The 22372-nt window shown below is 68.9% G+C and carries 17 protein-coding genes and 1 other annotated feature; of the genes, 12 read left to right on the top strand and 5 right to left on the bottom strand.

The annotated features are described in order from the left end of the window. Positions 1-8 precede the first annotated feature (8 nt). Positions 9-62 (top strand) — a sequence feature (sul1 is cis-regulatory element that is thought to sense ions involved in sulfur or methionine metabolism; They are found in Alphaproteobacteria). A gap of 82 nt (positions 63-144) precedes the next feature. Then, positions 145-1629, top strand: coding sequence for a SulP family inorganic anion transporter (locus tag ASE30_RS24105; RefSeq protein WP_057286803.1), 1485 nt, complete (start codon positions 145-147; stop codon positions 1627-1629). Between the two features lie 85 nt (positions 1630-1714). Here the strand turns inward: ASE30_RS24105 and ASE30_RS24100 are convergent, their stop codons facing one another. Genes ASE30_RS24100 through ASE30_RS24090 form a run of 3 tightly spaced genes read right to left on the bottom strand, consistent with a single transcriptional unit; the run spans position 1715 to position 4964 of the window. Continuing rightward, the gene (locus ASE30_RS24100) at positions 1715-2740 is read right to left on the bottom strand and encodes a tripartite tricarboxylate transporter substrate binding protein (protein WP_057286802.1); all 1026 of its coding nucleotides are present in this window, start codon (positions 2738-2740) and stop codon (positions 1715-1717) included. Then, positions 2689-3753, bottom strand: a complete 1065-nt coding sequence (locus ASE30_RS24095) for an NADPH:quinone oxidoreductase family protein (RefSeq protein ID WP_057286801.1) — start codon at positions 3751-3753, stop codon at positions 2689-2691. The genes ASE30_RS24100 and ASE30_RS24095 overlap by 52 nt, the downstream gene beginning before the upstream one ends. Next, positions 3741-4964 carry a CaiB/BaiF CoA-transferase family protein gene (locus ASE30_RS24090; protein WP_057286800.1) on the bottom strand — a complete coding sequence of 408 codons (1224 nt, stop codon included), beginning with the start codon at positions 4962-4964 and terminating at the stop codon, positions 3741-3743. Before ASE30_RS24090 ends, ASE30_RS24095 begins: the two co-directional genes overlap by 13 nt. Before the next feature lie 92 nt (positions 4965-5056). Between ASE30_RS24090 and ASE30_RS24085 the strand changes: the two genes are divergently transcribed. Continuing rightward, positions 5057-6001, top strand: coding sequence for a LysR family transcriptional regulator (locus ASE30_RS24085; protein WP_057286799.1), 945 nt, complete (start codon positions 5057-5059; stop codon positions 5999-6001). 13 nt (positions 6002-6014) lie between these two features. Here ASE30_RS24085 and ASE30_RS24080 read toward each other — a convergent pair whose 3' ends face one another. Continuing rightward, positions 6015-7394 (bottom strand): hypothetical protein, encoded by a 1380-nt coding sequence (locus ASE30_RS24080; RefSeq protein WP_057286798.1) that lies wholly within the window; start codon positions 7392-7394, stop codon positions 6015-6017. A 125-nt stretch (positions 7395-7519) separates the two neighbouring features. Beyond that, positions 7520-12244 carry a response regulator gene (locus ASE30_RS24075; RefSeq protein WP_057286797.1) on the bottom strand — a complete coding sequence of 1575 codons (4725 nt, stop codon included), beginning with the start codon at positions 12242-12244 and terminating at the stop codon, positions 7520-7522. A 281-nt stretch (positions 12245-12525) separates the two neighbouring features. Between ASE30_RS24075 and ASE30_RS24070 the strand changes: the two genes are divergently transcribed. The 10 genes from ASE30_RS24070 (at position 12526) to ASE30_RS24025 (ending at position 22340) form a co-directional block, all read left to right on the top strand. After that, on the top strand, positions 12526-13530 hold the full coding sequence (locus ASE30_RS24070) for a ligase-associated DNA damage response exonuclease (RefSeq protein WP_057286796.1): 1005 nt from the start codon (positions 12526-12528) through the stop codon (positions 13528-13530). A 60-nt stretch (positions 13531-13590) separates the two neighbouring features. Next, positions 13591-15195 (top strand): ATP-dependent DNA ligase, encoded by a 1605-nt coding sequence (locus ASE30_RS24065; protein ID WP_057286795.1) that lies wholly within the window; start codon positions 13591-13593, stop codon positions 15193-15195. Continuing rightward, the gene (locus ASE30_RS24060) at positions 15192-17657 is read left to right on the top strand and encodes a ligase-associated DNA damage response DEXH box helicase (RefSeq protein WP_057286794.1); all 2466 of its coding nucleotides are present in this window, start codon (positions 15192-15194) and stop codon (positions 17655-17657) included. The genes ASE30_RS24065 and ASE30_RS24060 overlap by 4 nt, the downstream gene beginning before the upstream one ends. Next, the gene (pdeM, locus tag ASE30_RS24055) at positions 17638-18306 is read left to right on the top strand and encodes a ligase-associated DNA damage response endonuclease PdeM (protein WP_057286793.1); all 669 of its coding nucleotides are present in this window, start codon (positions 17638-17640) and stop codon (positions 18304-18306) included. Before ASE30_RS24060 ends, pdeM begins: the two co-directional genes overlap by 20 nt. A gap of 59 nt (positions 18307-18365) precedes the next feature. Continuing rightward, positions 18366-19409, top strand: coding sequence for a hypothetical protein (locus tag ASE30_RS24050; RefSeq protein WP_057286792.1), 1044 nt, complete (start codon positions 18366-18368; stop codon positions 19407-19409). After that, positions 19397-19984, top strand: coding sequence for an SAM-dependent methyltransferase (locus tag ASE30_RS24045; RefSeq protein WP_057286791.1), 588 nt, complete (start codon positions 19397-19399; stop codon positions 19982-19984). Before ASE30_RS24050 ends, ASE30_RS24045 begins: the two co-directional genes overlap by 13 nt. A gap of 10 nt (positions 19985-19994) precedes the next feature. Beyond that, positions 19995-20663 (top strand): glycosyltransferase family 2 protein, encoded by a 669-nt coding sequence (locus tag ASE30_RS24040; RefSeq protein ID WP_057286790.1) that lies wholly within the window; start codon positions 19995-19997, stop codon positions 20661-20663. A 560-nt stretch (positions 20664-21223) separates the two neighbouring features. Continuing rightward, positions 21224-21886 (top strand): BON domain-containing protein, encoded by a 663-nt coding sequence (locus ASE30_RS24035; protein ID WP_082601714.1) that lies wholly within the window; start codon positions 21224-21226, stop codon positions 21884-21886. Continuing rightward, positions 21883-22065 (top strand): hypothetical protein, encoded by a 183-nt coding sequence (locus ASE30_RS24030; protein ID WP_057286789.1) that lies wholly within the window; start codon positions 21883-21885, stop codon positions 22063-22065. The genes ASE30_RS24035 and ASE30_RS24030 overlap by 4 nt, the downstream gene beginning before the upstream one ends. A gap of 41 nt (positions 22066-22106) precedes the next feature. Beyond that, entirely contained in the window at positions 22107-22340 is a 234-nt protein-coding gene (locus ASE30_RS24025) for a hypothetical protein (RefSeq protein WP_057286788.1), read from the top strand. The last annotated feature ends 32 nt before the right edge of the window (positions 22341-22372 follow it).

Below are 22372 nucleotides of genomic sequence, written 5' to 3'. Positions count from 1 at the left end.
GCGACACAAGTGGACCCGGCCTCGCCGGGTGGCTCGGCCGGGCGCCTATCCCTCGGACAACTCCAAGCGAAGTACGGCTCGTTCCGAGACCGAAACAAACCTCCCTCGGTGTGATGCATCGCTTGCTAACTTCAGGTTAGCCAAATGTCTTTTCTTTCCACGTTTCGCCGCGAATGGATGGCCAGTCCTCGTGCCGATATTCTTGCGGGCATTGTCGTTGCCCTTGCGCTCATTCCCGAGGCCATCGGCTTTTCCATCATTGCCGGAGTCGACCCTCGGGTAGGGCTGTACGCCTCGTTCTCGATCGCCGTGATCATCGCTTTGGTGGGCGGCCGGCCCGGCATGATCTCGGCCGCCACGGCGGCCGTCGCGGTGCTGGTCGCGCCTTTGGTCAAGGCGCATGGCGTCGACTATCTTTTCGCGGCCACCGTCCTCATGGGGATCATTCAGGTGCTTGCCGGATTCCTGCGGCTCGATCTGCTGATGCAGTACGTGTCGCGGTCCGTTGTCACCGGCTTCGTGAATGCGCTGGCGATCCTGATTTTCATTGCCCAGCTACCCCAACTGATCGATGTCACCTGGGTGACGTACGTGATGGTGGCCGGGGGGCTGGCGGTCATCTATCTGTTTCCCCGCCTGACGAAGGCGGTGCCGTCGCCGCTGGTCGCCATCATCGTGCTTACGGTCATCTCCATTTTTGGCGGGCTGCACGTCAATACCGTTGGCGACATGGGGAAACTGCCTTCGTCCCTGCCCGTATTCCTGATCCCGAACGTGCCGTTCAGCTTCGAGACCTTGCGGATCATTCTTCCGTACTCGCTGACCATGGCCGCCGTCGGATTGCTGGAATCGATGATGACCGCGCAGATCGTGGACGACCTGACGGACACGCCCAGCGACAAGCGGCGCGAGTGCAAGGGGCAGGGCATCGCCAATTTCGTGACCGGGTTCTTTGGGGGCATGGGCGGCTGCGCCATGATCGGGCAGTCCGTCATCAACGTGAAGTCGGGCGGTTCCACCCGGCTCTCCACCTTCGTCGCCGGCTCCTTTCTTCTGTTCCTGATCGTAGTGCTGGGGCCGCTGGTGGCGAAGATTCCGATGCCCGCGCTGGTCGCGGTCATGATCATGGTCTCCATCGGCACGTTCAACTGGGGATCCATCCGCAACCTGCGCTCGCATCCATGGCAGTCATCGGTGGTCATGGTGGCGACGGTCGTGGTCGTGGTCTGGACGCATGACCTTGCGCGGGGCGTCCTGGTGGGCGTGCTCTTGAGCGGCGTGTTTTTTGCCGGCAAGGTCAGGCGTTTGTTCGAGGTCAGCGCCAGCTTGTCGCCCGATGGCCGCACCCGCACCTATCGCTACGCCGGGCAGGTATTTTTTGCGTCCACCGGACGGTTCGCGGAGGCGATCGATTTCAAGGAGGCCGTCGACCGCGTCGTGCTGGACGTTTCCGCCGCGCATTTCTGGGATATTTCCGCCGTGGGCGCGCTCGACAAGGTGGTGATCAAGTTGCGGCGCGCGGGCGTGGCGGTGGAGGTCATTGGACTGAATGAAGCCAGCGCCACGATGATCGGGCGATTCGCCGTCCACGACAAGGCGGGCGCCGCCGCCAAGCCGGCTGGGCACTGACGGCAGGCGGTGCGCGGCATCGGCTGCCGCGCCTGCCCGGCGCGGCCGCTGATGCCGAAAACCAGCCGTGCGTTCGCGCCGCCCACTACTGCGGCGTAATGCCTGCCGCCTTGACGATGTCGCGCCACTTTTCTCCCTCGGAGACATTGAAACGCGCGAAGGCCGCGGGGTCCGATCCCACCGGCTTGGCGCCCAGCCCCGCGTACTGCGTCACGATGCCGGGCTGCTTGAGCGCGCGGGCGGCGTGGTCGGCCAGCTTGGCCACGATCTCGGGCGGCGTGCCCTTCGGCGCCCACAGGCCGTACCAGGTGCTGATGTCGAAGCCCGGGAAACCCGATTCCGCCATGGTCGGCACGGCGGCCAGCTCGTCCACGCGGCGCGCCGTGGTGACCGCCACCGCGCGCAGCTTTCCAGACTTGATGAATGGCATCGCGGACGGCATCGAATCGAACATGAGCTGGATCTGGCCGCCCACCAGGTCCGTCAGCGCCGGCGCGCTTCCCTTGTAGGGCACGTGCTGCATCGGCAGCCCCGACCGCACCTTGAACGACTCGCCCGCAAGTTGCTGCGCCGAAGCCGATCCCGCCGAGCCGAAATTCAACGATTGCTTTTTGCCCAGCGCCAACAGGTCCTGAACGGTCCGGACCGGTGAGGTCTCGGGCACCACCAGCACCAGAGGCACGTCGGCGAGCTGGGTGATGGGCGCGAAGTCTTTGAAGGCGTCGTAGCGCATCGACGCATAGATATACGGATTGATGACGTGCAGCGAGGCGTTGGCCAGGAAGGTATAGCCATCCGGCGCAGCGCGCGCCACGAGGTCGGCGCCGATCATTCCGCTTGCGCCGGGCTTGTTGTCGACGACGATGTTCTGCCCGATGGTCTTCGACATTTCGGCCGCCACCAGCCGCGCCACGATGTCCGTCGGTCCGCCCGGCGGGTAGGGCACGACCATGGTGATCGGCCTGGCGGGATAGGCGGCGTCCGCCGCCAGCGCGGCCAGGGGGGCTGAAACGAGTCCCGCGGCCAGCGCGGCGGCGGCCAGATGCCTTGCGCGCTGCGCTAGGCGGGAGCTGCGCGCCTTCCGGGCGCGTCGGGCGATGATGGCGTGCATGGGTTTGTCTCCGTCGTTATTGTGATCGCCACCTTGCCGACGACTTGTCGGCTTTCCAGAGCGGCGAGTGCTGCGGCAAGGCCGGTGATCGGGTAGATCGCCGTTACGGCTGGCCGGATCCGCGCGATGCGGGCCCAGTCAAACAAAGTGGACATGGTCCGCTGCAGGGCGGGCGCGTGGACGATGCGTTCGTCGGCGGGCGTCCAGCCCAGGTAGCGGCCAAAGAAAAAACCATGCAGGGCGATGTTCTTCACAAGCAGCAGGTTCAGCGGCACATCGGGCACGCGGCCGCTCGCAAAGCCCACGGACACCATGCGCGCATTGGCGGCCGCGGCGCGCACGCTGCGCTCGAACGCGTCTCCGCCCACGGCATCCAGCACCACGTCCGCGCCGCGGCCGCCGCTTGCCGCCTTGACGGCTTGCGCCATGCCATCGTCGGCGGCGAATGCATGGGCGGCGCCCGCGGCCAGTGCGGCCTGGCGTTTGGCGTCCGTGCTGGCGCATGCCAGCACCGTGGCGCCAAGGGACGATGCGATTTCCACGGCCGCCAGGCCGACGCCGGATCCGGCGCCCAGCACCAGCACCGTGTCGCCCGGTTGCAGGGCCGCGCGCCACAGCAAGGCGCACCAGGCCGTTCCGTACGAAATCGGGATGGGCAGGGCGGACAGCAGCGGCAGGTCCTCGGGCACGGGGTAGACGGTGTGCTCGGGCAGGGTCAGGCGTTCCGCGTAGCAGCCCCAGCGCGACAGCGCCACCACCTTGTCGCCCGGCTTCAGGCGCGTGACATTCGCGCCGCAGGCGATGACGCGGCCGGCCGCCTCCGTGCCGGGCACGAACGGCAGGGGCGGCCGGCTTTGATAACGGCCTTCGATCAGCAGCTTGGTCGCATGGCTGACGCTTGCGTATTCCACGGCGACGGTGACTTCATGGGGGCCGGGCGCGGGGGCGTCCGCCATGTCGCCCGGCAAGACGCCGTCGACCGGCCCATGGCGTTGGCAGATCAGGGCGCGCATGGGCGGTCTCCGTGCGGCGATGCCGCCTGGCGCAGCACGCCGGCGTCCAGCATGGACTGGATGTCCTGCGCGGGGATGCCCCATTCCGTCAGCACCGCCACCGTATGCTGGCCGATCTCGGGCGCGGCTTGCAAGGGCCTGGGCGCCGCCGCGCCGGGCACGCGCGCAAAGGGCAGGGCATCGCCGCCGGGCTGAGTCAGCGGTTCCAGCAGGCCGATATGCGCGGCCTGGGGGTGCGCGGCCAGACTGTCGTAGTCCCTGACCCGCGCGTGCAGCACGTCTTCGCGCGCCAGCCGCTCCACCCAATGCGCGGTGGGACGCGCCGCCAGTTGAACGGACAACTCGCGATGCAGGCGTTCGCGCTGCGCCATGCGCCCCGCGTTGCTGGCAAGCGCCGGATCGGCCAGCCAGTCGGGACGTTCCAGCGCGCGGCAAAGCCGGGCGAACTGGTCGTTGTTCAGCGCCAGCACGGACAGGCTTGCGTCGGCGGTGGCGAACACGCCATTGGGCGCGCTGACCGCGCCCGCCGCGCGCTCGCCCGCCATGCCGAACGCCAGGATATCGTTCACCTGCAAGGCCGCGCAGGCCTGGAACAGGCTCAGTTGCACATGCTGGCCGAGGCCGCTGCGCGCGTGCCGGTACAGGGCGGCGCTGGTGGCCTGCACCGCGTACAGGGCGGTGGCGATATCAGCCAGCAGCAAGCCGATCCGCCGGGGTTCGCCGGCGGGCGATTGGTTCGCGAACATCAGCCCGCTGTCGGCCTGCATCACCGAGTCCGACGCCGGCGCGTTCGCGCTGGGCCCGTCCGGTCCGTAGCCGCTGATGGACACATACACCAGGCCGGGACATGTCTCGGCAAGGCTGTCGTAGCCCACGCCCATGCGTTCGGCCACGCCTGGCCGGAAATTCTGGATCAGGACATCGGCGCGTTGCGCCATCCGCGCCAGCAGGGCCTTGCCGCGCGGCTGGCGCGCATCCACGCATACGCCGCGCTTGCCCACGTTATAGGCGATCGACAGCGCGCTCTGGCCGTCGCGCACGACGCCGACATGGCGGCCCCAGTCGCCGTCCGGCGGCTCCACCTTCACGACGTCGGCGCCTTGCTGCCAGAGAATCTGAGCGCAGTACGGACCCGCGATCCCCTGGCTCAGGTCCAGGACACGCAGGCCTGCATAGGGGCCGGAAGCAGGGTCGAACGGCAGGGTAGGCATGGCGATGCAACATGGACAAGGGCAATGCGGACGATGCTAGACTCGCCGGCAGCATTGGACAATCCACCTGTTTGTGCCTTGAATGGTGAATCATGATTGACAATATGCCGGACCTGAATCTGGTCAGACTGTTCGTGGCCATGGTGGAATCGCGCAATCTCAGTGCCGCCGCCCTGCGCTGCGGCATGACGCGTTCAAACATGTCTCATCGCCTGAAGCGGCTTGAACTGGACCTGGGCGCGCAGCTCTTCCGGCGCACCACCCGGCATGTGGAGCTGACGCCCGCGGGGCAATTGCTCTATCGCCACGGCCTGCGGGTGCTCGATGAAATGCGCGCGGTGCAAGCGGCCATCGACAGCCTGGACGGAACCGTCCGGGGGGATGTGCGCGTCCGCCTGCCGACCGGCCTGGGCCATCTGTACCTGGCGCCCGTTCTGCTGGATTTTGCGCGCACCTATCCGGATATCGCGCTGCGCGTGCATATCAATGACGGCATCGGGGACCTGATCTCCGCCGAAGTCGATCTTGCGCTGAAGATCACATCGTCGCCGCCCGAAGACCATGTCGCGCGCCGCATCTGTGGAATCCAGTGGTGCCTGTGCGCCTCGCCCGAATTCCTGGAGAAGAACGGGCCCATACAGAATATTGAGCAACTGGGGCGCTGCGATCTGATCGCGCCGCAATCGCTCGGGCGCCGGTTCGACCTGCGCCTGAAGCAGGCGCAAGGCGACCCCTTGATTCTTCGTATCGCGCCCAGGCTGCAGTCGGGCGACTATCCGTTCCTGCGGGATGCGGTGCTGGCGGGATTGGGCGTCGCGCTGCTGCCCCGGTACGCCGTATGGAGCCAGTTGCGCGGCGGGTCGCTCATTGAAGTGCTGCCGGCGTTCGAGCCCGAGGGCGTTGGCGACGCCATCTATCTGCTCACCGCGCCCAACCGCTTTCCATCCATGGCCACGCGCGTGCTGGCCGATTTCATCCGGGAACACGTCGAACGGCATTCCGCGGACTGGGACAGGAACGCCGTCACCGCGCGGTGACGGCCGGCGGGGGTTACGGCGTCTGGCGCGGTGCCGCGTCGACGGCGCGCAGCAGATCGTCGGTGTGGACCATCAGCGCCCTGGCCTGGCGCAGCAGCGGATACTGGTTCAGCACGGCGTGCCACTCACGCTGTTCCAGCAGCTGATGCCAGACAGGCTCAAGTTCAGACGGCTGCGCGGCCTGGCCGTCCGCCAGACGGGCGGCGAAATCCAGGCTGCCTTGCGCGGACAGTAGCTGCATCCGGCCCGCGGCGCTGAGCAGGCGGGGCGAGGCGTCGGCAGGCGCATCGCAGCAATAGAGGACCGTCCTGGCCAGTTCGGCCGGGGCGGTCCCAAGCGCCCGCAGCGATGCGCCGCGCAAGCGCACCGTGCCCTGCTGGCTGTCGAACGGATACACGGCATCCCCGTCGGCATGCGCCAGCAGGCGCAGTCCGCGCAGCAGGCGCGGCAGGTCGGTGGCGGCGGCGTCCACGGAAGCCTTCGCCTCCACCAGCAGGCAGACGTCCCAAAGCGGCGTCGCGCCGGCAGGTTCCGCCTGGCGCAGCAAGACCGCATCCCACTCGGTCTTGGCGCGCTCGGCGTTGCCGGGTATCGCCGCGGGGACGCGCAGCGAGGTCACCACGCGAAATTGCCCGCCGCTTCGTGCGCCTAGCCGCCGCGCCCATGCCCCGAGCGCCTGCGCGGCCATGGCTTCGACGGCCGCGCCGCGCTGCCGCGAGGCGGAGCCGCTTGCGGCGGCGGCGGCGCTGCCGGAACGGGGGCCTTGCCGGTCCCACAGCGCTTGATACCGCCGCACGTTTTCATCCCGCGATAAGACGTCGAGCCGCATCAATCGCGAAAGCGCCGGGCCGTCCAGCAGCTTCGTGAGGGCGGGCCTGACCGGAGGTTCCTGCGGGATTTCCGGCGTCGCCAGGGTTTCCCGCGCGATATCGGCAAGCGCCGTCCAGGATTCCACCGCCGCCGCTGCGTGCAATCGCTCCAGGGCGGCACGGTGCGGGCGCTGCGGCATGCGCTGCTGCTTTGCGGGATGGGCGATGGCATTGACGGCGGCGTGGACGGCGCGGCGGTCCTGGCCGGCATGCGCGGACAGCGAGGCGTACTCGCGCACCGGCGCCGTCCTGTGCCGCAGCACCATGGCCTGAAAGACAGGGTCGCCATGCCGCGGGTGCACGGCGCCGTGGATCAGGCGCGCCAGCGCTTCAGTGAAAAGACGCCCCAGCGCCGCGTCCGGCGGGCCGCCGCGCGCCGTGTCCGCGCGGATCTGTTCGATCACCAGCGCGATCGCCGTTGCGGGATCGTGTGTCCCGGCGGATGAGACCGGTGTCGCCGGCAAGGCGTAGCGGCGAGCGACCGCGCACAGGGTCGCGTCGAGCAAGGAGGAAAGCGGCGGCATGGGGGTGACTGCGGGACGCTACCAGGGCACGACCGACAGGGCGACTGAAACGACGACGACCAGAACGACGATAGTCAGAATGTGCTTGGTTCGCATACTGCTCCTTTCCGAATACTCGGTGAAATTCAATCATGGGCTCCCTTGCCGGACGGGTGATCCAGCATGGAGATGACGCACTCCAGCTGCTGGGGGCTGTAGGGCTTGAGCAACTGACGCGCGTCGTGCAGGCCGGCCTGGATGCAGGCATCCGCCAGCACATCCCGGCCCGTCGCGAAGACGACCGCCAGTTCCGGCTGCCGGGTCCGGGCCCAGACAGCAAGTGCTATGCCGGAGCCATCCGGCAGCCCGACATCCGTGAGCAGGATGTCGATATGCTGTTGCTGCAATTGTGCGCTTGCCTGCGCGGCGGTTGACGCCTGGACCACCTCGTGGCCCAGGCTGCCCAGGATCTCTCCCGTGGTCAGGCGGATCGCGTCCATGTCTTCCACCAGCAGCACGCGCTTGCTGGAAACCGCCGGGCCCGGTGCTGGCGCTTGCGGGGCCGGCGGACGCTGGCGCAGCATCTGCCGCACCTTGCGCGCCAGGACGGCGGCAGTATAGGGCTTGGACAGCAGCTCTATGCCGTCGTCCAGCCGTCCGCCGTGCACAATCGCGTTGTCGGCATAGCCCGATGTGAACAGGACGGCCAGCCGGGGCAGGCGTTCCCGCGCGCGCAGCGCCACATCCCGGCTGCGCAGCGGGCCCGGCATCACCACGTCGGTGAACAACAGATCCACGTTGACGCCGCTTTCGATGATGGACATCGCGCTTTGCGCGTCGCGGGCCTTGAGCACCCGGTAGCCCAGGTCCGCCAGCATGTCGACGACGGTGAGCCGGACATCTTCATCGTCTTCCACCACCAGGACGGTCTCGTCTCCGCCCTCGGCGTCGGCCGTGTCCAGTTCGGTGATGCGGTCCTCGGGCTGGTTCGCACGGGGAAGATACAGCCGTACCGTGGTGCCGATGCCGGGCTCGCTGTAGATCTTGATGTGGCCGCCGGTCTGCCGGACAAAGCCGTAGACCATGCTCAGCCCCAGCCCGGTTCCCTGGCCTTCCGGCTTGGTGGTGAAGAACGGTTCGAAGGCGCGTTCGGCCAGATTCTTGTCCATGCCGCAGCCCGTGTCGCTGACGGCCAGCATGACATATTGGCCGGGCCGGACTTCGGCGTGCCGGGTGGCATAGTCGTCGTCGAGCGACGCATTGCCGGCCTCTACGGTGAGTTTTCCGTGTCCTTCCATGGCGTCGCGGGCATTGATCGCCAGGTTGAGCAGCGCGTTCTCGACCTGGTTGGGGTCGACCAGCGTGTTCCACAGCCCGCCGGCGGCCACTGTTTCCAGTTCGACGCCGTCGCCGATGGCCCGGCGCAGCATGTCGTCGAAGCCGCGCAGGAACCGGCCCAGGTTGACGACTTTAGGGGCCAGCGGCTGGCGCCGGCCGAAGGCGAGCAGTTGCGAGGCCAGCTTCGATCCGCGTTCGACGCCGGCCAGCGCATGCTGCGCGCGCTGCTGTGCGCGCTCGTCGCCGGTCAGGCCGCGGCTGAGAAGCTGGAGGTTGCCGCCGATGACCTGCAGAAGATTATTGAAGTCGTGGGCGACGCCGCCCGTGAGTTTGCCCAGCGCTTCCATTTTCTGCGCCATGCGCAGCGCCTCTTCGGTTTCGTGCAGGGCCTGGGCGGACGCCTTGTCCGTCGTGATGTCGCGGCCCACGCCGTGGATGCTGTCCGACTCGGCGTCGAACGACCACGTCCACGCCAGCCATCGCCATTCGTCCTGGGCCGTGCGTACGCGGTGTTCGGCGCGCAGGCTGCGCGAGCTTGTCCGCAGCGCGGCGAGCTGCGCTTGCGCCTGTGGCAGATCTTCGGGGTGGATCAGCGTGTCGTAGCGCTGGAAGGCGAGGGCCGATTCCGGAAAGCCCAGGCGCCGCGTCCAGGAAGGACTGAACCGCAGCATGCGTCCTTGCCCATCCGCGATGACGAGCAGGTCGTCGCTATGTTTCCACAGGCGGTCGCGCTCCGCGATGGCCTGGCCGATGCGCAGTTCCAGCGTGCCGTTCAGGTCGCGCAACGCCGCTTGGGCGCGGGCGCGCTCGGCGATTTCTTCTTGTGCGGCCTGGTAGAGCAAGGCGTTGCCGATGGCGATGGCCGCCTGCGCGGCGATGCCGCCAATCAGGCGCTCGGCCCGCGCGTCGAAGACCCGCGCGCGCGGGTGAGTCAGGTACAAGTGGCCGAGCAGCGCGCCATCGCGTCCACGCACGGGCGCGGACAGGTAGCTGCGCGCGGCGGCGGGCGGCGGCTTCAGGCCCGGCAGCACGATGCCCTGTGTCATCAGGTCGTCGTGCCGCAGTACGCCCGCGCCCACCGGCCACGCCGCGATCCGCGCGGCGGTCAGCGGCGCCGCCGGGATGGTTCCCGAGTGGGCCACTCTGGGCGCCGTGGCGGGCGCCGAATTGCGGTCGGCGGGATAGGACAGCAGCCCCATGGATGCGCCGGTCAGCTCCGTGGCGGCGTTCACCACCGCCTGCACGGCCTTGGCCATGTCCAGTTCCGCCGCCACGACCGAGCCGATGCCGTTCAGTATTTCAAGCGTGCGGGCCTCGTCGGCCAGGCGTTTGGCGGTTTCCTGGCGCAGCGCGTTCAGGCGCAGGTTGCTGCTGACGCGGGCCAGCAGTTCGCGCGCGGAAAATGGCTTGGTGAGATAGTCGTCGGCGCCGGCGCGCAGTCCTTCGACCGAGGCCTCCTCGCCGGCCCGTGCCGACAGCAGCAGCACGGGAACGGTGCGCAGCGCGGGGTCTTCGCGCAGGGCAGCCAGCAGGCCAAATCCGTCCAGCCGCGGCATCATCACATCGGATAGGACCAGGTCGGGGCGGTGCTTGCGCGCGTGGGCCAGCGCGGACTGGCCATCGGGCGCGGTGTCGACCTTGTAGTTCGCGCTGCCCAGCACCCGGCTTATGTAGGCGCGCATGTCGTCGTTGTCGTCCACGACCAGGACGGTGCCGGCCGCGGCAACCGTGGGCCGCGCGCCGGTTCCGGCGGATGTGGCGGCCGGATCCGGCGCGTCGACATAGGCGCGCGCCAGCGGCGGAGCGGAAGCGGCCGGCAGCGCCGCCGAGGTGTCCAGGACAGGTCCCAGAGGCAGGCTGAGCGTGAACGTCGTACCCACGCCCGGCGTGCTGGCGGCGGCAACCGAACCGCGCTGCAGCCGCATGAATTCCTGGACCAGGGCCAGGCCGATGCCGCTGCCCTCCATGCTTCGCCCTTGCGAGCCTTCGACCTGATGAAAACGGTCGAATATGCGCGGCAGCTCGTCTGCGGGCACGCCCACGCCGGTATCGGAAATCTCGACGATCGCGGTTTCGCCGTCGGGCGCCACGCGCGCCGCGACGCGTACGCCGCCCTGGTACGTGAACTTGTAGGCGTTGGACAGCAGGTTCAGGATCACCTTTTCCCACATGTCCCGGTCCAGCATCGCGGCGCGCGGCAGGGCCGGGCAGTCGATGACGAGCGACAGGCCGGCCTTCTCCAGTGACGACCGGAACAGGGACGCCAGGTCGGCGGTGAGCGCCGAGACATCGGTGGGACGCGGGTCGAGCTGCACCCGTCCGGCCTCGATGCGCGAGAAATCCAGCAGCGTGTTCACCAGCTTGAGCAGCCGCAGGCCATTGCGGCTGGTCATCTCCACGGTGGAGCGCAAGCGGGGCGGCAGGCCGGTGTCGGCCAGCATGTCTTCCAGCGGCGCCAGCATCAGGGTGAGCGGCGTGCGGAATTCGTGACTGATGTTCGAGAAGAAGGCGGTCTTGGCGTGGTCGATCTCGGCAAGCGCCTGCGCCCGGCTACGCTCGTGCTCATAGGCGCGGGCAAAGCGGATGGAGGTGCCGATCTGCGCGGCGGCCAGCATCAGGAATTCCCGGTAGTCGTCGGTGTACAGGCGCAGGGGATTGAGCGCGCAGATCAGCAGGCAGACGGGCTCGCCTTCGCTCGAGGGCAGGATGGGAACCAGCACGGCCTGGCTGGCGGGCCGGTTCCACACGGTCTGCGGCAATTGCCCATGAAGCCCCACCGGCAGGTCTTTGACCAGCATCGGCGCGTTTGCGCGCAGCGCGTCCCCGCATGGCCATGCCGCGCCATCCAGCGCCAGGGCCGAGGGCGCGCCCGCGGTCCCGGGTTCTATGCCGCAGGCGCCCACCAGTTCGGCCGTTTCGCCGCCCGATTCGACCGCATAAAGCATCGCGAACGGGATGTCATGGGGATTCACGGCCAGCGCGCGCGCGCTGAGTTCGCAGGCCTGCCGCCACGTGGCCGACTGGGGCATGGCGATCGCAAGCTCGCGCAGCAGATTGCGCTGGCGGTCGGACGTGACGCGGCGCGTCTCGTCGCTGTTGACGCAGATGATGCCGCTGAGGGAGCCGTCGTCGCCCGGCACCGGGCTGAAAGAGAAGGTGTAGTAGGTCTCTTCCGGATACCCATTGCGTTCCATGATGAGCAGCTTCTGCTCTTCGTAGGTGCCTGTCCCGTCCGTCATCGCGGTCCGCAGCAAGGGGGCCATGTACGCCCAGATTTCGCTCCACACCTGGCGCGTGGGCTGCGCCATGGCGGCGGGATGCCTGCCGCCGATGATGGACTTGTAGGGATCGTTGTAGAAGAAGATCAGGTCTGGCCCCCATCCTACCCAGATCGGCTGGCGCGATGTGAGCATGATGCGTAGCGCCGTCTTCAGGCTTTGGGGCCATTGGGCCGGATGGCCCAGCCCGGAATCCGACCAGTCATGCGTCCGGATGAGCGCACCGGTCTCGCCGCCGCCGGCAAGAAAAGCCATGGGGTCCGCTTGAAGCGAGGCTGGCGGGCGTTCAGACACGTAGTATTCCTTGACGGTTGCGGGTTCCCCGTCGGGCGTGCTGGCGGGCGGATATGGGATCCGCTGTTGACGCTACTGGTTATCGCTCCCGGCGTCTGAAACTGAACTTTACATTGCACATCAGAAGGCTTCCAGGACGGTTGCACGTGGTGTCGACGGCCGCGCCGCGCGCCGCGGGCTTCGCGGTATAACGGTTGAACTGCGGCGCGGCCATCGCCGCGCGCCCGGCTCGGGAGTCCGCCATGCGAGACATCGTGCAATTGCGTCCGGAGGGCCTGTATTGTCCTGCCGGTCGGTTCTACATCGATCCCTGGAAACCCGTGGATGCCGCCGTGCTGACCCACGGCCACGGCGACCACGCGCGCGTGGGCATGGGCTGCTATCACACCAGCGCGGAAGGGCTTCCGATCCTTCAATGGCGTCTTGGCGATCAGGACTACCGCGTCCATGGCTACGGCGACGCCTTCGTCTTGGGCGATGCCCGCGTGTCCCTGCATCCCGCCGGCCATGTCCTGGGCTCGGCCCAGGTCCGCATCGAGGCCGAAGGACAGGTATGGGTGGTCTCCGGCGACTACAAGCGCCAGCCCGATCCCACCTGCAGCCCGTTCGAGGTGGTCCCCTGCGATACCTTCATTACCGAAGCCACCTTCGGGCTGCCGATCTACCGCTGGCCGAGCGCCGCCGATGTCGCGCGCGACATCGTCCAATGGCGCGACCAGTGCGCGGCGCGTGGCGAGGCCGCCATTCTTTATTGCTATGCGCTGGGCAAGGCGCAGCGGGTGCTGGCGGAGCTGAAGCCGGTGATCGACCGTCCCGTCTACCTGCATGGCGCGATTGCCGCGGGGGTCGATGTTTACCGGCGCGCGGGCATTGAGATGGCCGAGACCCGCCTGGTCATGGACGCGAGCGGCGCGTCCGCCGAGCCAGGTACGGGATTTGCTGGCGCGTTGGTCCTGGCGCCGCCTTCCGCTGCCGGCAGCCCCTGGCTGCGGCGGTTCCGCAAGGCGCAGCACGGTTTTGCATCGGGATGGATGCGGCTGCGCGGCAATCGCCGCCGCCGCAACGTGGACCGCGGCTTTGTCGTGTCGGACCACGCGGACTGGCCCGACCTGCTGCGCACGATCCATGAAACGGGAGCGCGCCGGGTCATCGCCACGCACGGCGATACGCAAGCGCTGGTGCGGACGCTGAATGAATCCGGGGTGGCCGCGGAAACCCTGGCCACGCAGTACGGCGAGGACGACTAGTACCCGAGCAAGGCTTCTTTCCGTCCGCGCAGGCTCTAGCCCCGGGAGGCCGACCCAAGCATGAAGCGATTCGCGGCGTTGTATCAGGAACTGGACCGCAGCACGGCCACCTTGGACAAGCGCGCGGCGCTGGTCGCCTATTTTCGCGATGCGCCGCCCCGGGATGCCGTCTGGGCCTTGTATCTGCTGGCGGGCGGCAAGGTAAGCGGCGCGCGCCGCAAGATCGCGGCGCCCGGCGAATTGCGCGCCTGGGTGGCGGCGGCGTCGGACACCGCGCCGTGGCTGGTCGACGCCAGTTACGACCAGGTGGGCGACCTGGCCGAAACCCTGGCGCTGCTGGTGCCCGATCCCGAGCACGCCGCGCCCGAGCGCGGCCTGGCGGACTGGATCGAAGAGGTGCTGGTGCCTATCGCCAACCGCGACGAATCGGAGCGGCGCGACGTCATCGTGACCGCGTGGCAGGGGCTGCCTTTTGACGAGCGCCTGGTCTTCAACAAACTGCTGACCGGCGCCTTGCGGGTCGGCGTGTCGCAACGCATGGTGCAGCAAGCGCTGGCGGAAATGTCCGGCGTGCCCATCGCGCGGATCGCGCAGCGCATGCTGGGAACCTGGTCGCCCAGCCCGGCGTTTCTGCGGAATCTTCTGAGCGCGGAAGAACTGCCCGGCGACCGCCAGCAGCCGTATCCATTTTTCCTGGCGTCGCCGTTGGAAGCCGATCCGGCGGGCTTTGGACCCATCGGGGACTGGCTGCTGGAGTGGAAGTGGGATGGCATCCGTGCGCAGCTCATCCGGCGCCACGGCGAAGTCGCGCTGTGGTCCCGGGGCGAAGAACGCCTGGACGGACGCTTCCCGGAGGTCGAGGCCGCCGCGGCCGCGCTGGACGTGGATTGCGTGCTGGACGGCGAACTGCTGGCCTGGCTGGACGACACGAGCGGACCGATGCCGTTCTCTGCCTTGCAGACCCGCATACAGCGGCTCAAGCCCGGCCCCAAGTGGCTGGCCGAGGCGCCGGTCCGCATGCTGGCCTACGACCTGCTGGAACTGAACGGGACCGACCTGCGGGACCTGCCCCAGGCCGAACGCCGCGCGCAATTGGAAGCCCTGTTGCGGCGCCACCCGGATCCGCGTCTGCGCCTGTCGCCGCTGGTGGCGCCGGCCAGTTGGGACGAAGCGCGCGCGCTGCGCGAGGAATCGCGGGAACGCGGGGTGGAGGGCTTCATGCTGAAACGCCGCGCCGCGCCTTACCAAAGCGGCCGACGGCGCGGAGACTGGTGGAAGTGGAAGATCGATCCGCTCACCATCGACGCCGTGCTGCTGTACGCGCAGTCCGGCCACGGCCGCCGCAGCACGCTCTACACCGACTACACCTTCGGCCTGTGGCAGGGCGACGCGCTGGTGCCGGTCGCCAAGGCCTATTCCGGGCTGGACGACAAAGAGATCCTGGAACTGGACCGCTGGCTGCGGGCGCATACGCGAGAGCGCTTCGGCCCCGTGCGCTCGGTCGAGCCGGTGCAGGTATTTGAACTGGGCTTCGAAGGTGTCAATCTGTCCCGCCGGCACAAGTCCGGCGTGGCGGTGCGTTTCCCGCGCATCCTGCGCTGGCGCCGCGACAAGCCGGCCGATCAGGCCGACCAGCTCGACACGCTGAAGGCGCTGGCGCGATGAGGTCCGCGCCCCGAGGCTGGGACGCGCCGCTGACGGCGTGGTTTGCCGCGCGCGGCTGGAAGCCCGCGCCCTTCCAGCGCGAGACCTGGCGCCGGTATCTGGCCGGTGAATCGGGCCTGCTGCATACGCCCACCGGCAGCGGCAAGACACTGGCCGCGTTTGGCGGCCCGTTGCTGGAAGCCCTGCCGGATGGCGATGCCGCGCGCGCGGCCACGGGCGAGGGGCCGCGCGTGCTGTGGGTCACCCCGCTGCGGGCGCTGGCCGCCGATACCGCGCGGTCCCTGACGCGCACGGCGGACGAACTGGGCATCGCCTGGACGGTCGCGCTGCGCACCGGCGACGCCAGCGCGCGCGACAAGCGGCTGGCCCGCCAGGGCAAGGCGCAGGTGCTGGTGATCACGCCCGAATCCCTGGCGCTGCTGCTGTCCTATGCGGACGCGTCGTCGCGCTTTCGCGCGCTGCGCTGCGTCGTGGTGGACGAATGGCACGAACTGCTGGGCAATAAGCGCGGCGTGCTGTTGCAGCTATGCCTGGCGAGGCTGAGACGCTTGTCGCCCAGCGCGCGCACCTGGGGCTTGTCCGCCACGCTGGGCAACCTGGACGAGGCACGGTCGGTGTTGCTGCCGCATGCGCCGGACAGCCCGCTGGTCGCGGGCGCGCGTCCCCGCAAGGTCACGGTCACGACCCTGCTGCCCGAGCGCAACGCCGCGCTGCCCTGGGCGGGGCATCTGGGCCTGTCCCAATTGCCGCGCGTCTTCAAGCGCCTCTTCGATGTGCGGGCGACGCTGCTGTTCACGAATACGCGGGCGCAGGCCGAACTGTGGCACCGGGCATTGGAATCGATCTGGCCCGAAGATCCGGCCACCCTGGCGCTGCACCACGGTTCGCTCGATCCCCGGCTGCGGGCGGCGGCGGAGCAGGGCTTGCGCGATGGCGCCATCCGCTGCGTGGTGGCCACGTCCAGCCTGGATCTGGGCGTGGATTTCCCCGCCGTGGACCAGGTGCTTCAGATCGGCAGCCCCAAAGGCGTTGCCCGCCTGCTGCAGCGCGCGGGCCGCGCCAAGCACCGGCCGGGCGAGTCCGGCCATGTCATCTGCGTGCCCGCGCAGGCCCTGGAGCTTATCGAATATGCCGCGGCCCGCCAGGCCATCGCGCGCGGAGACATCGAATCCAGGCCGCCGCCGCGCGGCAGCCTGGATGTGCTGGCCCAGCACGCCGTGACGCTGGCGCTGGGCGGCGGATTCCAGGCCGACGCGCTCTACCGCGAGGTCAAGGGCACGCACGCGTATGCGGCGCTCGACGCGGACACCTGGCAGGCCGTGCTGGATTTCATCGTGCAAGGCGGCCGTGCGCTGGCGAAGTACCCCGACTTTCACCGCGTGGTGCGCGATGAGGACGGCTGCTACCGCGTGCATGACCGCCGCATTGCGTTGCGCCACCGCCTGTCCATCGGAACCATCACCGCCGATGGCGCAGTGGCCGTGAAGTACTTGCGGGGCGGCGGCCTGGGCTCGGTGGAAGAAGGTTTCCTGGCGCGCCTGCGGCCGGGCGACCGCTTCCTGTTCGCGGGCCGCTCGCTGGAACTCGTGCGGCTGGAAGGCATGACCGCCTATGTGCGGCGGGCCAAGGGCGGCGACGGGCCGGTCGCGACCTGGCAGGGCGGCCGCATGCCCTTGTCCACGCAATTGGCGAGCGAAGTGGAAAGCCTCTATGCCCATCCAGGTCCGCATCCCGAAATGCGCGCGGTGGAACCGCTGCTGCGCATCCAGGAGCAGGCCAGCAGGCTGCCGGGGCGCGGACGGCTGGTGGCCGAACGGATCGGCACCCGGCGGGGCCTGCACCTGTTCCTGTTCCCCTTCGCGGGCCGTGCCGTCCACGAAGGCATGGCCGCGATGATCGCGCTGCGCTGGGGCAGGCTGCAGGCCAACACGTTCTCCTACACCGTCAATGACTATGGCCTGATGCTGACACTGGCGGCGCCCGCCGAATTGGACGACGCCCTGCTGCGGCAACTGCTGAGCCCCGAGCGCATGGCCGACGATCTGCGCGACGGCGTCAACCTGGGCGAGATGGCGCGCCGGCAGTTCCGTGAAATCGCGCGTGTCGCCGGGCTGTTGACGCCGTCGCTGCCGGGCAGGGCGGCGCGCTCGCTGCGCCAGGTGCAGGCATCCAGCGGCCTGCTCTACGACGTGCTGCGCCGTTACGACCCGGGGCATCTGCTGCTTGCGCAGGCCGAGCGGGAGGTCTTCGAATTGCAGCTTGAAGCGCCGCGGCTGATGGCGGCGCTGCGGGACTGCCAAGACCGGACGCTGGCGCTGTGCGAACCCCGCGCGCTGACGCCCCTGTCGTTTCCGCTGTGGACGGAAAGCCTGCGCGGACAGCTCAGCACGGAAACCTGGCAGGCCCGCGTCAAGCGCGCCGCCGCCCAACTGGAGAAGCGCTATGCCCGGATCGCCGGATGACGGGCTGGCCATCGCGCTGGCCGGCGAACCCATGGTGCTGCTGGGCGCGCGCGCCATGCACTGGCCCGCGCGGGCGCGGCTGATCATCGCGGACCTGCACCTGGGCAAGAGCCATGTGTTCCGCCGCGCCGGCATTGCCGTGCCCGCCGGCGCCACGCAGGACGACCTGCAGCGTCTCTCGGCCCTGGTGGCGGCGACCGGCGCGCGCGAACTATGGATCGTGGGCGATGTGCTGCACGGTCCGGCGTCGCGGGCCGCCTGGCGCGATGCCTGGGTGCAGTGGCGGCGGGAACACGGCGGACTGGATGTCGCGGTGCTGACCGGCAACCACGACCGCGCCCTGGACGGCGCCGCCCTGGGCGTACGCCAGCTCGGGCATGTTCACGAGGACGGCCCCTTCCTGTTCCGCCATCTGCCGCAAGCCGACCCGCAGGGCCGGCATGTGATCGCGGGCCATATCCATCCCAAGACCCGGGTGCCCGGCGTGCCGCGCAGTTGGCCGGCCTTCTGGCTGCGGCCCGGCATGACCGTGCTTCCGGCGTTCTCGGATTTCACGGGCGGGCATGCGGTCGCCGCCGGGCAGGGCGATGCCCTGGTGGCGTGCGTGGAAGGGACCGCGTTGCGCCTTGGGCGGCCGCCAGAAGCGTAGGGACGGGCACGCCGCTTGCTGGATGGGGTGCCCTTGTTGTGGCCCCGTACCGACTTGCCATGAGCGACCCTTCAGGACTTGACTCCACTCCCGCATCGACCCCGCGGGCGATAGGCCGGATCCTGGCCGAAGCACGCCCGCCGCTGGATCCCGGGCAGTGGCTGCGGATGCTGGTGGACGCGGGATGCGACCGGCTGCCGATGCCGGGGTCGGGCGGCACGCTGCTGCGTTGGCGGGCGCTTGCCGAGGTGGGCGCGGCGGATCTGAGCCTGGCCAAGCTGTTCGAAGGGCATACCGATGCGCTGGCGATCCTGACGGAATTGCATGCGTCCGCGGAGTTGCGCGACGGCCGGCGCTGGGGCGTCTGGTGCGCGGAGCCGCCGGACCATCGCGTCGCCATGCTGGCGCGGGCCGACGGCTCGGCGGTGCTGCGGGGGACCAAAGCCTGGTGTTCAGGGGCCGCGGCGATCACGCACGCCCTGGTGAGCGGCTGGAATCCGGCCGGCGAGGCCTGTCTGGCCGCCGTGGCGCTGGACCAGCCCGGCGTCGACGTCACGGACCGGGGCTGGCACGCCGTGGGCATGCGCGCGTCGGCCAGCGTGGATGTGGTTTTCAAGGATGCTCGGGGCGTCCTGGTAGGGGCCTCGGGTTCGTACGTGCACCGCCCCGGCTTTCTACAGGGCGGCGCGGGCGTGGCGGCGTGCTGGTATGGCGGTTTGACCCGTATCGCGCAGACCCTGCGCCGGGCCCTGCCGGCCGGCGCCTCGGACCCGCACCGGCTGGCGCACCTTGGCGCCATCGATGTCGCCTTGGCGCAGGCGCGCGCCGTCTTGCGCGAGACCGCCGCGGAGATCGACGCGCATCCGCGCGATTCCTGCGCGCTGGCCTGCGCCCGCGCCCGCCTGTCGGTGGAGGCCGCGGCCTCGCAAGTGCTGGAGCGCGCGGGACGCGCACTCGGCGCGGGGCCGTTGTGCCGCGACGCCGGCTTCGCGCGGATGATGGCCGATCTGCCCGTCTTCGTCCGGCAGAGCCATGCGGAACGCGATCAGGCCGCGCATGGCGCCGCCGTTCTTGCGCACGAGGGGGCGCCATGGGCTCTGTAGCGGCCGACCATTTCGAACGGCTGTACCGCGTCCATGCCGATCCCTGGCACGTGGGCAGCGCCTGGTACGAACGGCGCAAGCGCGGCCTGCTGCTGGCCTGCCTGGGCCGCGAGCACTATGCGCATGCATTCGAACCCGGATGTGGCGGCGGGGACCTGACACGGCGCCTGGCGCAACGTTGCGGGCGCGTCTGTGCCGTCGATGTCGCGGGCTCGGCCGTCGCGCGCTGCCGGGCGCGCCTGGCCGCCGGCGGCATCGCCAACGTGGACGTCCTGACCTTGGACCTGCCACGACGATGGCCCGCGATTCCGCCCGGCGGCTTCGACCTGATTGTCGTGTCCGAGCTTGCCTACTACCTTGACGACGCGTCGCTGGGGGCATTCCTGGCCGCCCTGGACGCATCGCTGGCGGCGGGCGGTGAGCTTGCTGCCTGCCATTGGCTTGCGCCATTCGATGACCGTGTCCAGCCGACCGACGCGGTACATGACGCGCTTGCCGCGCTTCCCGGCCTGAGCCCCGCAGTCTTGCATCGGGAAGAACAATTCCGCCTGGACCTGTGGCGCAGGCGCCCCTAGGAAGCGAGCCATGATCGGAATCTGCATTCCCGCGCACAACGAAGAACACTGCATCGCCGCATGCCTGCGGGCCGCGACGCGCGCCGCCCGCCATCCCGCCCTGGCCGCCGAAGCGGTACGCATCGTGGTGGTGCTGGACCATTGCCGCGACCGCACCGCCCAACGCTCGGCCGCATGGCCGGTCCATTGCCTGACCCTCCAGGCCCGCAACGTCGGCATCGCACGCGCGCTGGGCGCTCGGCATCTGTTGGACGCCGGAGCGCGCTGGCTTGCATTCACGGACGCCGATACCCGCGTGTCCCCCGGCTGGCTGGTCGATCAGCTTTCTCTCGATGCCGAGGTGGTCTGCGGCACCGTGACCGTGGCCGGCTGGGACTCGCATGGCGTCCATGCGCAACGCGCGAGCCGCCAGTTCGCGCGGCAATACCAGGACCGGGAAGGACACCGCCACGTGCACGGCGCGAACCTGGGCATCGAAGCGCGGGCCTACGAGCGCACGGGCGGATTCGCGCCATTGCCGTGCAGCGAGGATCAGGCCTTGGTGGACAAGCTGGAGCAGGGCGGCGCCCGCATTGCCTGGACTTGCCTGCCCAGGGTGACCACCAGCGCGCGGCCTTATTCGCGGGTCGAGGGCGGTTTCGCCAGCGCGTTGCGCCAGAGTTGGGACGCGGGCGGCTGAGTTCGCCGCCACGAGTCTCGCGCCTGGCGCAAGACGGCCAGGGCGAGATTCGCGGAACGCTTTCCAGCGGCGCTTATCTCTCGGGTGGTTTATGCGCGACGGCGACCGCCACCGCGCCGCTGGGAAGGCGGTATTTGCCGCCTCCGAGCCAGGTGACCGGTTCCCCGGATGGCAACGTGCACACGTACTGCGGTACTGATGCAACCTCCTCGCTCCGTCTTGCGATCAACCGCCGTTCTACGCGGCATGTCGACCGATCGGGCAGTTTTACGATTACGTCGGACAACCTTGACCCCGAAGCCATATTTATCTCCTGAATGTCGTTTGTCGTGTGGCCGGATGCGGCGATGGCGCCTTGCGGCGCGCCGTGTCCGCATGGCTTCTATTCTGAGCAGTCGCACCCGGTTTGGCCTATCCGCCTTTCAGCGAATCGACCCTAGTCAAGATGAACCACACCGTTACCGCCGGGCTGGCACAGCACTTGCTGCCAGCAATACGCCGGGGGGACGCCCAGCGTCGGCCCCGCGCGAAGCCATTCAGTTCGCAACAGGAGACTCGAGATGAACAGAGACCCAAGGAACAAACGCGATCCGCGCCCTTATGGCGTGAGCGGCGATCAGGAACCTTGGCATGACCCGGCCCCATCGTTCGGATACCAGGGAGAAGGGACGCGCCCGCAATCCGGCACGCGCATGAGCCGGGAGCCGGTGCGCAGCCGCAGCGCCGACCCGGGCCAGAGCAGCTACGGCGGATTCTCCCGCGAAGATCCGTCATTCCAGCGGCAGCAGGTCTACGGCGCGCGCGACCGGGGCTATGGCGGACCTACCTCGTTCGGCGACGACGAAGGGGGCTATTACGGAGACCGTCCCTCTGGACGCGACGAACCCATGTCGTTCGAAACCGCCGAGCGCGGCGGCTATGGACCCGGCATGACCGCATGGCGCGACCGCGCATCGAGCCGGACGGACCCCAAGGGCTACGTCCGCACGGACGAGCGGGTGCGCGAAAACGTGTGTGAGTCGCTGGCGCACAGCGGTCTGGACGTCAGCGACGTCACCGTGACGGTCGTCGATGGCAGGGCCATCCTGGAAGGCACGGTCCCCAACCGCCCCACCAAGCACCGCGTCGAGGATTGCGCCGACGCCTGCACGGGCGTCAAAGACGTCGAAAACCGGATCCGGGTCGCAGGCGCCCATACCCCTACGACAGGAGAACAATCATGACCAAACCTCAGCAAACCACCCCGAACAAGAGCGAAGACGATACGTCCCGCAAGGATCAAGCGAGCCACGGCGACACGCAGAACCGCACCAAAAAAGAGGGCCATGTTTCGCAGATAGGCACCGGGCAGGATCAGCAAAGCCAGCGCAACCGCGGCCAGGGCGCGCGGAGCAAACCATGAACCGGTCCGGGGGCCGCATCGGCCAGAGGTAAGACAAAGACATGGATGCGTTTTGGGACTTTCTGCAGTGGCCGGCCATGGCGGCGTCGCTGGTCGCCGCCTGGCTGGTGGCTTCCCGGGGGATGGGCCAGCGCAACACGGGATTCTGGGTGTTCCTGCTGAGCAATGTGCTCTGGGTGGCATGGGGTTGGCACGATGGCGCCTACGCGCTTATTGCGCTGCAGCTCGGGCTGGCGGCGTTGAACGTGCGCGGCGTCCTGAAAAATGACGGATAGCGTTGCGTCGGTGCCCGTCTGAAGACCTATAC

Source organism: Achromobacter sp. Root83, from assembly GCF_001428845.1.
Taxonomy (GTDB): Bacteria; Pseudomonadota; Gammaproteobacteria; order Burkholderiales; family Burkholderiaceae_B; genus Achromobacter.
The sequence above is the reverse complement of the archived record's forward strand: the minus strand, read 5'-3'. Positions and strand labels throughout refer to the sequence as shown.

What these genes read in the sequence shown, in the direction of transcription:
- ASE30_RS24040 (WP_057286790.1), top strand. Translation starts at nt 19,995, where the DNA reads ATGATCGGAATCTGCATTCCCGCGCACAACGAAGAACACTGCATCGCC.
- ASE30_RS24045 (WP_057286791.1), top strand. Translation starts at nt 19,397, where the DNA reads ATGGGCTCTGTAGCGGCCGACCATTTCGAACGGCTGTACCGCGTCCAT.
- ASE30_RS24065 (WP_057286795.1), top strand. Translation starts at nt 13,591, where the DNA reads ATGAAGCGATTCGCGGCGTTGTATCAGGAACTGGACCGCAGCACGGCC.
- ASE30_RS24070 (WP_057286796.1), top strand. Translation starts at nt 12,526, where the DNA reads ATGCGAGACATCGTGCAATTGCGTCCGGAGGGCCTGTATTGTCCTGCC.
- ASE30_RS24035 (WP_082601714.1), top strand. Translation starts at nt 21,224, where the DNA reads ATGAACAGAGACCCAAGGAACAAACGCGATCCGCGCCCTTATGGCGTG.
- ASE30_RS24080 (WP_057286798.1), bottom strand. Translation starts at nt 7,394, where the DNA reads ATGCCGCCGCTTTCCTCCTTGCTCGACGCGACCCTGTGCGCGGTCGCT.
- ASE30_RS24050 (WP_057286792.1), top strand. Translation starts at nt 18,366, where the DNA reads ATGAGCGACCCTTCAGGACTTGACTCCACTCCCGCATCGACCCCGCGG.
- ASE30_RS24100 (WP_057286802.1), bottom strand. Translation starts at nt 2,740, where the DNA reads ATGCACGCCATCATCGCCCGACGCGCCCGGAAGGCGCGCAGCTCCCGC.
- ASE30_RS24095 (WP_057286801.1), bottom strand. Translation starts at nt 3,753, where the DNA reads ATGCGCGCCCTGATCTGCCAACGCCATGGGCCGGTCGACGGCGTCTTG.
- ASE30_RS24025 (WP_057286788.1), top strand. Translation starts at nt 22,107, where the DNA reads ATGGATGCGTTTTGGGACTTTCTGCAGTGGCCGGCCATGGCGGCGTCG.
- ASE30_RS24090 (WP_057286800.1), bottom strand. Translation starts at nt 4,964, where the DNA reads ATGCCTACCCTGCCGTTCGACCCTGCTTCCGGCCCCTATGCAGGCCTG.
- ASE30_RS24060 (WP_057286794.1), top strand. Translation starts at nt 15,192, where the DNA reads ATGAGGTCCGCGCCCCGAGGCTGGGACGCGCCGCTGACGGCGTGGTTT.
- ASE30_RS24105 (WP_057286803.1), top strand. Translation starts at nt 145, where the DNA reads ATGTCTTTTCTTTCCACGTTTCGCCGCGAATGGATGGCCAGTCCTCGT.
- ASE30_RS24030 (WP_057286789.1), top strand. Translation starts at nt 21,883, where the DNA reads ATGACCAAACCTCAGCAAACCACCCCGAACAAGAGCGAAGACGATACG.
- pdeM (WP_057286793.1), top strand. Translation starts at nt 17,638, where the DNA reads ATGCCCGGATCGCCGGATGACGGGCTGGCCATCGCGCTGGCCGGCGAA.
- ASE30_RS24075 (WP_057286797.1), bottom strand. Translation starts at nt 12,244, where the DNA reads ATGGCTTTTCTTGCCGGCGGCGGCGAGACCGGTGCGCTCATCCGGACG.
- ASE30_RS24085 (WP_057286799.1), top strand. Translation starts at nt 5,057, where the DNA reads ATGATTGACAATATGCCGGACCTGAATCTGGTCAGACTGTTCGTGGCC.